This is a genomic window from Pseudomonas sp. LJDD11, from assembly GCF_024584215.1.
Classification (GTDB): Bacteria; Pseudomonadota; Gammaproteobacteria; order Pseudomonadales; family Pseudomonadaceae; genus Aquipseudomonas.
The window spans coordinates 78,564-91,227 of record NZ_JANJFL010000021.1; the positions used below are offsets into that span (position 1 = coordinate 78,564).

Below are 12,664 nucleotides of genomic sequence, written 5' to 3' on the forward strand. Positions count from 1 at the left end.
GTACAACGAAGAAACATCTTTTTACTTGTACTGAAAGAAGCAATTGGCCATCATTGAACAATCGTACAAGAAAGCTCGTCCGGCACACCTGCTTGTTCGAACACGAACAACATCAAGCAGCCTGGCCCTGAGCCACGGCGTCTCGAATGATTTCACACCTGAGCAATGACAGGCCCTGGCGGGTCTGTGGGCGTTCATTGCCTGCGCATGCGCGAGCCGCTGAGCGTGGCGGCTGCGCCGGGTGAAATCCAGCCAGTCGATTCAACCAAACCGCGTGACGTACGTTAGGAAATATCTGGCCAGTCATGCCGTTATTTGCCTTACAGATCATGCCGGAATAGTTCAGGGCTGTATCCAGGCCGCCGCCTGAGATCCCCAGGATCATTTGCAAGCCACACTTTAAAACTGCCATGAAGGACTAAACATGAACTTGAGGGACTTGAAAGTCGGCACGCGGGCCGCAGCCATTTTTCTACTGCTCGGGGCGCTGGTGCTGGGCATGGGCGTGACCGCTCTGTTCCAGGCCAAACGTATGGATACTGCGACCGACGAAGTCAGGGAGGTCTGGTTGCCTGCGGTCATTGCCCTGGGAGACCTGGGCACTGATCTGGGGCGCGTTCGGGCACTCACCCTGCGCGCCATCCTGCAAGACGACAGCGCCGAGCGCGAGCGGACCCTCAGCATGATCCGCGGTATCAACGACGCCATTCCCAAGGTCGTCAAAAGCTATGAAGACACCATTCAGGTGCCAGAAGACCGTGCCTTGTTCAATGACTTCAAAGCCACCAGTGACCGCTATCACCAGTTGCAGGCCAAGGTGCTTGCCACGCTGCAGGACGGACGCAAGCAAGAGGCGGTGGATCTGATCAACGGCCCGCTGGTCGAGTACGCCGACAACATGATGGCCTCACTGAAGAAACTGGTGCGCTACAACGCCGATGGTGCCGTCAGTGCAGCCAAGCTCAGCAGTGATGTTTTCGATGAAGCCTTTGCCGTCATCATCGTCGCCTTGCTGGCCATCTTGCTGGCCATGGCGGTGATTGCCTGGGTACTGACCCGCAGCATCGTCAGCCCGCTGGCCGACGCAGTGACCGCCGCCAACCGGGTGGCCAGCGGCGACCTGACCCGCGACATCAAGGTCTCGGGCCACGACGAACCGGCACAGTTGCTGAACGCCCTGAACATCATGCAGCACAACCTGCGTGACACCATTACCCAGATCGCCGCCTCGTCGAACCAGTTGGCCTCGGCCTCCGAAGAGCTCAACTCGGTAACCGAAGACGCCAGCCGCGGCCTGCACAAGCAGAATGCCGAGATCGAGCAGGCCGCCACTGCGGTGAATGAGATGACCGCGGCGGTTGAGGAAGTGGCCAGCAACGCGGTGATCACCGCCGAAGCCTCCAAAGGCGCAGACAAGAGCACCGCCCAGGGCCGCGAGAAGGTCAATCAGGCGCTGGAGTCGATCGAGCATCTGGTCGGCGATGTGTCGACCACCTCCCAGGAAATCGAACAACTGGCCAGCCAGGTCAACGACATCAGCAAGGTGCTGGACGTGATCCGCTCGGTGGCCGAGCAGACCAACCTGCTGGCCCTCAATGCCGCCATCGAAGCCGCCCGGGCCGGTGAGGCCGGACGCGGCTTTGCCGTGGTGGCCGATGAGGTGCGCGGCCTGGCGCACCGCACCCAGGAGTCGACCCAGGAGATCGAGAAAATGATCGGCGGCATCCAGTCCGGTTCGGAACGCGCCGTGGATGCGATGCAAAGCAGCCGCCAGCGCGCCACCGCAACGCTGGACGTGGCCCAGGCCGCCAACCAGGCGCTGGAGGGTATTGCCGAAGCGATCAATTCGATCAACCAGCGTAACCTGGTGATCGCCAGCGCCTCGGAGCAACAGGCCCAGGTGGCCCGCGAAGTGGACCGCAACCTGGTGAATATCCGCGATCTGTCGATGCAGACCTCGGCCGGTGCCAACCAGACCAGCGCCGCGAGCCAGGAACTATCGAGCCTGGCGGTCGGCCTTAACACCATGATTTCCCGTTTCAAGGTCTGACCGGTTTCACAATCGCGCCAATACAAGCGCTGCCAGCCTCTGGCAGCGCTGCACCGGTTATGGCCTACTCCACTGACCTCAGTTGATGGTACGCCCCCGCATGCCCTTTCCTCGCACTGCTTCCATTCCCGCCTGGCTTCGCCCTGTACTACGCCCGTTGCTTGACCCTTATCGCCGCTACCGACACGCCCGGCTGATCCATGCCGCCCGAATCTCGGTCGGCCTGCTGGTGTCGATCCTGCTCACCAGCGGGTTGAACCTGCCACATGGCGAATGGGCCTCGGTGACCATGCTGATCGTGATCGGCGGCCTGCAGCATCATGGCAATATCCGCAAGAAATCCGTGGAACGTGCCTATGGCACCCTGATCGGCGCAGGCCTTGGGCTGTGCGTGGTGGTCCAGCAGGGTTATCTGGAAATGCCGCTGCTGACCTACACCCTGATGTCAGTGATGTGCGGATTCTTCGCCTACCACGCCATCGGCAAGGGCGGCTATACCGCGCTCCTGTCAGCGATCACGCTGTTCATCGTCGCAGGCCACGGGGTCAACCCGATCAGCGACGGGCTGTGGCGCACGGTGGATATTCTGATCGGTATCGGTCTGGCGCTGGCGTTCTCGTTCGCTCTGCCGCTGTATGCGGTGTTCTCCTGGCGCTATAACCTGGCCAGCGGCCTGCGTGACTGCGCCAAGGTGTATGGGCGGATCAGCCATGGCCAGGCGGTCAACGCCGATGAACACCTCAAGCTCACCGCCAGCCTCAACGCGACCATGCTGCAACTGCGCTCGCTGCTGCCGTCGGTGTCCAAGGAGGTGAAGATTTCCATGGTCGAGCTGGACACCATCCAGAGCCAGTTCCGGATGTGCCTGAGCCTGCTGGAAATCCTCGCCAATACCCGCCCGGCCAACCCTGACCCGCTCACCCGGGCGCTACTGGATGCCGACTACCGGCAGAACCGCCGCCGCCTGCTGGGCATGGCCAGGGCGTTGCAGACCGGCGCGACCGAACACCTCAACCGCAGCTTTGAAGCCTTGCAGCTGCCCGGTGACGTTCCCGCCGAACTGACCGGTTATTTGCTGATGAGCCAGCGCCTGAGCCACACGCTCGATCAATTGCAGGCACGTCTGGCCAAGACCTCCCGGCGCTGGAAGTTGTGACCGGCAGGCAACACCCCGTACCATGCGGCGCATTGTAAGGAGACGCCCTTGTCCGCCAGCCGCCCGCCCGTTCTTGATGATCTTGACCACCGGTTGATCGCCGCTTTGCAGCTCAACGCCCGCGAAAGCGTGGCCGTGCTGGCCCGCCAACTGGGCATCGCGCGCACCACCGTGACGTCGCGGCTGGCACGCCTGGAAAAGAGCAAGGTCATCACCGGCTACGGTGTACGGCTGGGCCAGCGAGTGGTCGATGGCGGCCTGCAGGCCTACGTCGGCATCACCGTCAGGCCGCGAGCCGGCAAGGACGTGCTGCGCCGCCTCGCGACCCTCAGCGAAGTCCAGCAACTGTGCGCGGTGAGTGGCGAGTTCGACTATGTTGCCTGGCTACGCACTGAATCCCCGGAGCAACTGGACCAGTTGCTCGACCTGATCGGCAGTGTCGAGGGGGTGGAAAAGACCACCACCTCGATCATTCTCAGCAGCAAGATCGACCGCGGCCAGCCAGTTTGAATGGCGTTTTCGTCATAGTGCGCAAGCAGGTCGTCAGATTGCATCACCGACGCACAGAGCGACGACAGTTTTCGTCTTATTAACGTGCTCATGCCTGCCTAGACTGTCCTTACCCGTGCCATCGCCACCATTAAGGGACAGCCATGAATCACCCTCGTCATCGTGCAGACGGTCAACAACCGATCACTATGTTCGGTCCGGATTTCCCTTTTGCCTTCGACGAGTGGATCACCCACCCCGCCGGGCTGGGCAGCATCCCGGCGCATCATCATGGCCGTGAAGTGGCGATCATCGGCTCCGGCATCGCCGGCATGGTCGCCGCCTATGAACTGATGAAGCTGGGCCTCAAGCCGGTGGTCTACGAGGCTTCGCAGATGGGCGGGCGGCTGCGCTCCCAGCCATTCGAAGGCGCTGAAGGCATCATTGCCGAACTGGGAGGCATGCGCTTTCCGGCCTCGTCCACGGCGTTCTATCACTATGTCGACAAACTCGGCCTGCAGACCCAGCCATTTCCCAACCCGCTGACCCCGGCCTCCGGCAGCACGGTGGTGGATCTGGAAGGCAATACCTACTATGCGCAAAGCCTCAGCGACCTGCCCGCCCTGTTTCAGGAAGTGGCCGATGCCTGGGCCGACGCCCTGGAGAGCGGCGCGCGGTTTTCCGAAATCCAGCAGGCAATCCGCGAACGCAATGTGCCACGCCTCAAGGCGTTGTGGAACGAACTGGTACCGCTGTGGGACGACCGCACCTTTTACGACTTCGTGGCCACCTCGAAAGCCTTTGCCAAATTGTCGTTCTACCATCGCGAAGTGTTCGGCCAGGTCGGTTTCGGCACCGGTGGCTGGGACTCGGACTTCCCCAACTCGATGCTGGAAATTTTCCGCGTGGTAATGACCAACTGCGATGAAGACCAGCACTTGATTGTCGGTGGCGTGCAACAGGTGCCGCTGGGCATCTGGCGCCATGTGCCGCAGCACTGCGCCCATTGGCCGGCCGGCACCAGCCTGTCGTCACTGCACCATGGCGCGCCGCGCCCTGGCGTCAAACGCATCGCCCGCGCCTCCGACGGCCAGTTGGCGATCACCGACAACTGGGGCGACACGCGTCTGTACCCGGCAGTACTGACCACTTGCCAGAGCTGGCTGCTGACCACCCAGATCGAATGCGAAGAGTCACTGTTCTCGCAGAAAATGTGGATGGCCCTGGACCGTACCCGCTACATGCAGTCGTCGAAAACCTTTGTGATGGTCGACCGGCCCTTCTGGAAAGACAAAGACCCGCAAACCGGCCGCGACCTGATGAGCATGACCCTCACCGACCGTCTGACCCGTGGCACCTACCTGTTTGACAACGGCGACGACAAACCAGGAGTGATCTGCCTGTCCTACTCGTGGATGAGCGATGCACTGAAAATGCTGCCACAGCCGATCGACAAGCGCGTGCGTCTGGCCCTGGATGCGCTGAAGAAGATTTACCCGAAGGTGGATATCGCCGCGCACATCATCGGCGACCCGATTACCGTTTCGTGGGAGGCCGATCCGCATTTCCTGGGTGCCTTCAAAGGCGCACTGCCCGGCCATTACCGCTATAACCAGCGGATGTACGCGCACTTCATGCAGCACGACATGCCCGCCGAACACCGCGGCATGTTCCTCGCCGGTGATGACATATCCTGGACCCCGGCCTGGGTCGAGGGTGCGGTGCAGACCTCGCTCAATGCGGTGTGGGGCATCATGAACCACTTTGGCGGCAAGTCCCCCGCCGACAACCCCGGCCCAGGCGATGTGTTCGATGAAATCGGCCCCATTGCGCTGGGCGACTGACACCGAGGTTTAGCATGCGGATCGCGATTTACCAATGCCCGCCCCTGCCCCTGGACATTGATGCCAACCTGGCGCGGCTGGCCGCCCAGGCACAGGCCGCCAGCCGTGCTGGTGCACAGTTGCTGGTCTGCCCGGAGATGTTCCTCAGCGGTTACAACATCGGTCGTCAGGCGGTCGAACGACTGGCCGAAGCCGCAGACGGCCCGGCAGCCGAACAGGTCGCGACGATTGCCCGGCACAGCGGTATGGCGATTGTCTATGGCTACCCGGAGCGGGCCACGGACGGCCTGCTGTATAACGCAGCGCAACTGATCGACGCGGCCGGCAACCGGCTGGTCAACTATCGCAAGACCCACCTGTTCGGCGAGCTGGATAAAACCATGTTCAGCGCCGGGGCCGCGCACTGTGCGGTGGTCGAACTGCACGGTTGGCGGCTGGGGCTACTGATCTGCTACGACGTAGAGTTTGCGGAGACGGCGCGTCATCTCGCGCTGGCCGGTGCCGACCTGATCGTGGTGCCCACCGCCAATATGGCGCCCTATGACTTCGTGTGTGAGGTGACGGTGCGCGCCCGCGCCTTCGAGAACCAGTGCTACCTGGCGTATGCCAACTACTGCGGTAGTGAGGGCGAAATCCACTATTGCGGCCTGAGCAGCCTTAACGGGCCGCAGGGCTGCCGCCCGTTGCTGGCAGGCGAGGACGAAGCGTTGCTGATCGCTGACCTGCAACGCTCAGGCATCGATAACGCCAAGGATTTAAACAATTACGCCGCTGATCGCCGCCCTGATCTGTATGAGCGACTGTTGAAAAACTGAGCCGCCGTCATTGCATTGCGCGACTACACTGCAAGTGAGGATTGATGATCGGCCTCCCGGCCGGTCACGAGCAAAGTGTCTGTCAGCAGAGGATCACTCCATGAAAGCCGATCGCACACTCACCCCGCACTGGCACACAGGCTGCAGCCTGGAGCGGGCTCCTGATCGACATGGCCATGTACTGCTGTTTCGTCCCGGCGGCATGATCCGCCTGGACGATGACGCGGCACGGGTTGGCGAATTGATTGATGGTCGGCACACGGTCGAGCAGATCATCGAGATTCTGCATACCCGTTTCCCTAACCTTCCGGAAACGGGTACCGACGTTGATGACTTCATCAGGAGAGCCAGCCAGAAGCACTGGATCGACCTGCACTGAAGCGCCTTCGGGCCTGGCCAGGACCAGGCCTGAAAGCGGCGCGGCAGGTTACTTGCGGCTGGCGATGATGTACACCGCGTGGATGATGCCAGGGAAGTAACCCAGCAGGGTCAACAGGATGTTGAGCCAGAACGCGCCGCCGAAACCGACTTGCAGGAACACGCCCAGTGGAGGCAGCAGAATGGCGATGATAATGCGGATGATGTCCATGGGTAAGCTCCTGATTGAAGGGCCTTGATGGCCTGTATTCAATCGACCCTTGGCCGCTGTCAGTGGTTCCGTAGCTTCTGGCAGACCGCCATCACCCGACCCGGAACAAAAACACGTGCACAAAGAAAACCCCGCCGCAGCGGGGTTTTCCAGACTGTTTCCCTGACTTCCCTTTCTTCCCGCCATCCTGGCAGGTATCCCTTACGTGTCCCTGTTATCTAGTGCGCATCCTGCGCAACGTCCATGTGGCTAATTTAACTTTGGATCCTTTTTATCGAAAGAGGCGATTTGCCGCCACGTTGTGTAAGCCATGGCTTACACCAATGAGAATCATTATCAGAATTGCTCGGCGTCCAGCAGGTACAGCGATTCACTGCCTGCGCGTACCGCAGCGGCGAGTGAATGAATACGCGGCAACAAGCGAGCAAAATAGAAACGCGCAGTCGCCAGCTTGCCGGCATAGAACGAATCTTCAGCTTCTTTGGCTTGTGCGACCAGAGCCATGCGCGCCCACAGCCAGGCATAGGCGGTGTAGCCGAACAGATGCAGATACTCCACTGACGCAGCGCCGATTTCATTCGGGTTGCTGCGCGCGCGGTCAAGTATCCATTGAGTCAGGTCGTCGAGGGTCTGCAAGGCATTTGCCAGCGGCTTGACGAATTCCGCAGGCGCTTCGCCGCTGTCGATGAACTGCCGAACCTCCTCGGAAAACACCCGGTACCAGGCACCGTCAGAACCGACGATCTTGCGCCCCACCAGGTCCAGCGCCTGGATGCCGTTGGTGCCTTCGTAGATCTGGGTGATGCGCACATCACGCACCAGTTGCTCCTGGCCCCACTCGCGAATGTAACCGTGGCCGCCGAACACTTGCTGGCCGTGAACAGTGGTTTCCAGACCGACATCGGTGAGAAAGGCCTTGGCCACCGGGGTCAGCAACGCCACCAGTTGTTCGGCGCGCTCACGCTGCTGCGGCTCTTCACTGTATTTGGCGATGTCCAGTTGTACGGCCACATAAGTGGAAAATGCCCGCCCACCCTCGTTGAGGGCTTTCATGGTCAGCAGCATGCGCCGCACGTCGGGGTGCACGATGATCGGGTCGGCGACCTTGTCGCGGTTCTGCGCGCCCGTCGGCGCACGGCTTTGCAGACGGTCACGGGCATATTCGATGGCGTTCTGGTAGGAGCGCTCGCCGGATGCCAAGCCCTGGATGCCGACCCCCAGACGCTCGTAGTTCATCATGGTGAACATCGCCGCCAGGCCCTTGTGCGGCTCACCCACCAGCCAGCCACGGGCCTGGTCGAAATTCATCACACAGGTGGCAGAAGCCTGGATACCCATCTTGTGTTCGATGGAACCGCAACTGACCGGGTTGCGCGCCCCCAGGCTGCCGTCGTCATTGACCAGAAACTTGGGCACCAGAAACAGTGAAATGCCCTTGGGGCCGGCTGGCGCATCGGGCAGCCTGGCCAGGACCAGATGGATGATGTTCTCGGTCAGGTCGTGCTCACCGCCGGTAATGAAAATCTTGCTGCCGCTGATCAGATAGCTGGCGTCGGGCTGCGGCTCGGCGCGGGTGCGGATGATTCCCAGGTCAGTCCCGGCGTGGGCTTCGGTCAGGCACATCGAGCCACACCAGACACCGGCGTACATGTTGGGCAGGTACTGCGCCTTGAGCGCCTCACTGGCATGGGTATTGAGCGAGACACACGCGCCTGAGGTCAGCATCGGGTACAGACCGAACGCCAGGCTCGCGGAGTTGAGCATTTCTTCGACCTGCGCCGACACCACCTTGGGCATGCCCATGCCACCAAACTCGGGGTTGCCACCCACGCCCACCCAGCCGCCCTCGGCATAGGTGCGGTAGGCATCGACAAAGCCGGTTGGCGTACTGACCACGGTGTCGTTCCAGCGGCAGCCCTCTTCGTCGCCGTTACGGCTCAGGGGCGCAATGCTGCGGCTGGTAACCTTGCCGGCTTCTTCAAGAATCGCCTCGACGGTTTCGGTGTCCACAGTGTCGGCCAATGCCGGCAAACTGGCCCAGAGTCGGGAAACCTCAAAGACCTCATTGAGGACGAAGCGCATATCACGCAGCGGCGCTTTGTAGTCAGCCATGGCACACCTCGCAAACGGGAAGCAAAAGATCTGAGCCTGGAAACCGGACCTGCCACAGACCGGTCAAGGCGTTCGAAGCCCGAGTTTAGCCGAACAACCATTACGACACATAGGGTCCGTTTGTGACCACAAGGTATTTATCAGTCACGTAAAATGGCAGGCCGAAAAAAAACACGGCGCCGCCCATCACGGCCCGTGTCCACTTGTCTTTGCTGCTGTTCAGCCAACGGGGTCAGGGCTGCGCACCGCTCCGCGTTTGGCAGTCTGCCCATGCGCAATCACACAGTTGCGTCCGGCGCCCTTGGCGGCATACAGCGCCTGGTCGGCGGCCTTGAGTACTTCTTCAGGTGTGCGGTGTTCAGGCTGGCGCTCGGCCACCCCGATACTGACGGTGACCGACACGCTGCTGGCCGACGCAGCACCGCGCCGCTGCCGCCCCTGTTGATCGTCCTGCGGCCGGTTCTCCTTGTTGCGCAACTGGATCTCGTAGTGGGCAATGGTCTCGCGAATCACCTCAAGGTGCGGCAGGCACTCTTCCAGCGCCTTGCCGGCAAACACAATGGCAAATTCTTCACCACCATAGCGGTAAGCCTTGCCGCCGCCATTGGTGATTTTCGACAGTTTGCTGGCCACCAGACGCAGCACCTGATCGCCCACATCATGGCCGTGGGTGTCGTTGAATTTCTTGAAGTGGTCCACGTCGCTCATGGCCAGCACATAGTTGCGTCCCAGGCGCTGCATCCGCTCATTGAGCGCGCGTCGCCCCGGCAAGCCGGTCAGCTCGTCGCGGAACGCCATCTGATACGCCTCATGGGCCACGCCTGCCGCAATCATCAGCATCACCTGGCTGCACATGATATTGAGCGTGAACGGCAGGATGAAGGTCTTGGGCAGTGCCCAGAACAGCGCCAGCAAACCGACCAGTTGCGCGGCATGCAGCGGCCTGGGTTTGCTCAGATACTGCCAGATCAACACGCCGAAGCCGATGATAAACATCAGGTACGACAGCTGGATCAGGCTCATCCACGAGCCGTGCAAGGCCGGCCAGCGAATGTCCGCCAGCCAGTTCTGCACTTCATTCGGATAGCTCTGCTCCATGCCCAGGGCAACGCTGCCGACCACCAGCAGCACCGCCAGACGGGCCACGATGTCCTGAAACAGGTGAGTGCGCTCCTCCCAGGCCGCGTACAGCGCATACATCACCGGCAGTAGCAGGCAGGTCAGGTGGAAAATCACCGCCGCATCTTCGCGGACCCTGCCGTTGTCACGGTAGAAGTCCGTCTGGGTGTCGAGCAGAAAATAGGCAATGTACACCGTCACCATCAACGACAACTCGCGCTGACGCCGGTAGACCGCGCAATAGGCACCGCCCAGCAGCAGCACCAGGGTCGGCAGGACGTTGAACAGTGAGGTGAAGAACACACTCAGGTCTTTGACATAGGCCGCTGCCAGCCCAGCCAGGAACAGGCTGCCGGCGGGCAGGAAGTGACTCAGTCGTGCAGCAGATGGATGCAACAAGGGGGATGTCTCCTACTCGGCATCGAGCAATCGCTCAGCATGATGTCATTGTGCCCACATTCGGCAAGCAATGCATACAACCGAACCAATTAGTTAACTAAGTGCTGTAACGGCAGGAAACTCAAAAGGTTTATCAGGGATATATGAAGGTTATCTAACAGCGGTTGTTACCCGGACATCTGCCCAGAAAAAATAAAACGCCCCCGCTCGTGTGAACGGGGGCGTTTCCGGTATTGCTGGGCGGAGCCGAATCCGGACTCAGTAAGCCAGACCGAAGTCCTCTTCACTGATTTCCATCAGGTTGGCAGCGCCAGACAGGATCGCTGCGGCATGGCTGCGGGTGCGGGGCAGGATACGCTGGTAATAGAAGCGCGCAGTCTGCAGTTTGGCTTTGTAGAACGCCTCGTCGCCCGTACCCTCGGCAATCTTCTCCGCGGCCAGGCGGGCCATGTCGGCCCAGAAGTAAGCCAGGCAGACGTAACCGGAGAACATCAGGTAATCCACCGAAGCGGCGCCGACTTCTTCGCGGTCTTTCATGGCGGCCATGCCGACCTTCATGGTCAACTCGCCCCACTCCTTGTTCAACGCCGCCAGCGGGGCGATGTACGCCGACAGGGCTTCGTTGCCTTCGTTGGCCTGGCAGAACTTGTGGACGATCTTGGTGAAGCCCTTGAGCGCCTCGCCCTGGGTCATCAGTACCTTGCGACCGAGCAGGTCGAGGGCCTGGATGCCGGTGGTGCCTTCATAGAGCATCGAAATGCGGCTGTCGCGCACGTTCTGCTCCATGCCCCACTCGGCGATGAAGCCGTGACCGCCATAGATCTGCACGCCATGGTTGGCAGCCTCGAAGCCCACCTCGGTCATGAATGCCTTGGCAATCGGGGTCATGAACGCCAACAGCGCGTCGGCCGACTTGCGTTGCTCCTCGTCCTGGCTGTACTTGACGATGTCCACCAGCTTGGCGGTGAAGTACACCATCGCCCGGTTGCCTTCGGCGAACGCCTTGATGGTCAGCAGCATGCGCCGTACATCAGGGTGCACGATAATCGGGTCGGCGGCTTTATCTGGTGCCTTGGGACCGGTCAGCGAACGCATCTGCAGACGCTCGCGGGCGTATTTCAGGCCACCCTGGAACGCCACCTCGGCGTGCGCCAGGCCCTGCAGTGCAGTGCCCAGGCGCGCGGTGTTCATGAAGGTGAACATGCAGTTCAGGCCCTTGTTCGCCGGGCCGATCAGGAAACCTGTCGCACCGTCGAAGTTCATCACGCAGGTGGCGTTGCCGTGAATGCCCATCTTGTGCTCCAGCGAGCCACAGGTGACGGCATTGCGCGCGCCGATGGCACCTTGGGCGTCAGGCAGGAATTTGGGCACGATGAACAGCGAAATGCCTTTGGTGCCAGCCGGTGCATCCGGCAGGCGGGCCAGCACGATGTGCACGATGTTGTCGGCCATGTCGTGTTCACCGGCCGAAATGAAAATCTTGGTGCCGCTGACCTTGTAGCTGCCGTCGGCCTGGGGCTCGGCCTTGGTGCGCAGCATGCCCAGGTCGGTGCCGCAGTGCGGTTCGGTCAGGCACATGGTGCCGGTCCATTCACCGGAGACCAGCTTGGTCAGGTAGGTGTGCTGCTGTTCAGCCGTACCGTGGGCCGACAGGGTATTCATCGCGCCATGCGACAAACCGGGGTACATGCCCCACGACCAGTTGGCTTCCCCCACCAGCTCGCTGACCGCCAGACCCAGAGACTCCGGCAGGCCCTGGCCGCCATGCTCGACATCATGGGCCAGGCTCGGCCAGCCGCCTTCGACGAATTGCTGATAAGCCTGTTTGAAACCGGTTGGCGTTTTCACGCCAGACTCGCTCCAGGTACAGCCTTCGGTGTCACCGACCCGATTCAGCGGTGCCAGCACCTGCTCACAGAACTTGGCGCCTTCTTCAAGGATGGCGTCGACCGTATCGGGCGTGGCGTCCTCGCAGCCAGGCAGGCTCTGATAGTGCGCCGCATAACCCAGCAGTTCATCACGTACGAAACGAATATCACGCAAGGGGGCTTTGTAATCTGGCATAGCGAAAACCTCTGCTGGTGAATCCCG

The 12,664-nt window shown here is 61.1% G+C and carries 10 protein-coding genes; 6 read left to right on the forward strand and 4 right to left on the reverse strand.

Annotated elements, in window-relative coordinates; all coding sequences use genetic code 11:
- Positions 1-424: 424 nt before the first annotated feature.
- From NRB16_RS21250 to pqqD, 6 genes are all read left to right on the forward strand, one after another.
- On the forward strand, positions 425-2,050 hold the full coding sequence (locus NRB16_RS21250; RefSeq protein WP_257106866.1) for a methyl-accepting chemotaxis protein: 1,626 nt from the start codon (positions 425-427) through the stop codon (positions 2,048-2,050).
- A 100-nt stretch (positions 2,051-2,150) separates the two neighbouring features.
- On the forward strand, positions 2,151-3,206 hold the full coding sequence (locus tag NRB16_RS21255; RefSeq protein WP_045484366.1) for an FUSC family protein: 1,056 nt from the start codon (positions 2,151-2,153) through the stop codon (positions 3,204-3,206).
- Between the two features lie 48 nt (positions 3,207-3,254).
- Positions 3,255-3,716 (forward strand): Lrp/AsnC family transcriptional regulator, encoded by a 462-nt coding sequence (locus NRB16_RS21260; protein WP_045484369.1) that lies wholly within the window; start codon positions 3,255-3,257, stop codon positions 3,714-3,716.
- Between the two features lie 143 nt (positions 3,717-3,859).
- On the forward strand, positions 3,860-5,539 hold the full coding sequence (locus tag NRB16_RS21265) for an NAD(P)/FAD-dependent oxidoreductase (RefSeq protein ID WP_257106867.1): 1,680 nt from the start codon (positions 3,860-3,862) through the stop codon (positions 5,537-5,539).
- Between the two features lie 14 nt (positions 5,540-5,553).
- On the forward strand, positions 5,554-6,354 hold the full coding sequence (locus NRB16_RS21270; protein WP_045484375.1) for a carbon-nitrogen hydrolase family protein: 801 nt from the start codon (positions 5,554-5,556) through the stop codon (positions 6,352-6,354).
- Between the two features lie 100 nt (positions 6,355-6,454).
- Positions 6,455-6,733 carry a pyrroloquinoline quinone biosynthesis peptide chaperone PqqD gene (gene pqqD / locus NRB16_RS21275; protein ID WP_045484378.1) on the forward strand — a complete coding sequence of 93 codons (279 nt, stop codon included), beginning with the start codon at positions 6,455-6,457 and terminating at the stop codon, positions 6,731-6,733.
- 48 nt (positions 6,734-6,781) lie between these two features.
- On the opposite strand, the gene NRB16_RS21280 is transcribed toward pqqD, so the two are convergent.
- From NRB16_RS21280 to NRB16_RS21295, 4 genes are all read right to left on the reverse strand, one after another.
- Entirely contained in the window at positions 6,782-6,943 is a 162-nt protein-coding gene (locus tag NRB16_RS21280) for a YqaE/Pmp3 family membrane protein (RefSeq protein ID WP_045484381.1), read from the reverse strand.
- 336 nt (positions 6,944-7,279) lie between these two features.
- Entirely contained in the window at positions 7,280-9,055 is a 1,776-nt protein-coding gene (locus NRB16_RS21285) for an acyl-CoA dehydrogenase C-terminal domain-containing protein (RefSeq protein WP_045484384.1), read from the reverse strand.
- A 219-nt stretch (positions 9,056-9,274) separates the two neighbouring features.
- On the reverse strand, positions 9,275-10,573 hold the full coding sequence (locus tag NRB16_RS21290) for a GGDEF domain-containing protein (RefSeq protein WP_045484387.1): 1,299 nt from the start codon (positions 10,571-10,573) through the stop codon (positions 9,275-9,277).
- A gap of 258 nt (positions 10,574-10,831) precedes the next feature.
- A complete protein-coding gene (locus NRB16_RS21295) occupies positions 10,832-12,637 on the reverse strand; it encodes a phenylacyl-CoA dehydrogenase (RefSeq protein ID WP_045484390.1) in 1,806 nt (601 codons plus the stop codon).
- Between the last annotated feature and the right edge of the window lie 27 nt (positions 12,638-12,664).

What these genes read in the sequence shown, in the direction of transcription:
- NRB16_RS21250 (WP_257106866.1), top strand. Translation starts at nt 425, where the DNA reads ATGAACTTGAGGGACTTGAAAGTCGGCACGCGGGCCGCAGCCATTTTT.
- NRB16_RS21255 (WP_045484366.1), top strand. Translation starts at nt 2,151, where the DNA reads ATGCCCTTTCCTCGCACTGCTTCCATTCCCGCCTGGCTTCGCCCTGTA.
- NRB16_RS21265 (WP_257106867.1), top strand. Translation starts at nt 3,860, where the DNA reads ATGAATCACCCTCGTCATCGTGCAGACGGTCAACAACCGATCACTATG.
- NRB16_RS21270 (WP_045484375.1), top strand. Translation starts at nt 5,554, where the DNA reads ATGCGGATCGCGATTTACCAATGCCCGCCCCTGCCCCTGGACATTGAT.
- pqqD (WP_045484378.1), top strand. Translation starts at nt 6,455, where the DNA reads ATGAAAGCCGATCGCACACTCACCCCGCACTGGCACACAGGCTGCAGC.
- NRB16_RS21280 (WP_045484381.1), bottom strand. Translation starts at nt 6,943, where the DNA reads ATGGACATCATCCGCATTATCATCGCCATTCTGCTGCCTCCACTGGGC.
- NRB16_RS21285 (WP_045484384.1), bottom strand. Translation starts at nt 9,055, where the DNA reads ATGGCTGACTACAAAGCGCCGCTGCGTGATATGCGCTTCGTCCTCAAT.
- NRB16_RS21295 (WP_045484390.1), bottom strand. Translation starts at nt 12,637, where the DNA reads ATGCCAGATTACAAAGCCCCCTTGCGTGATATTCGTTTCGTACGTGAT.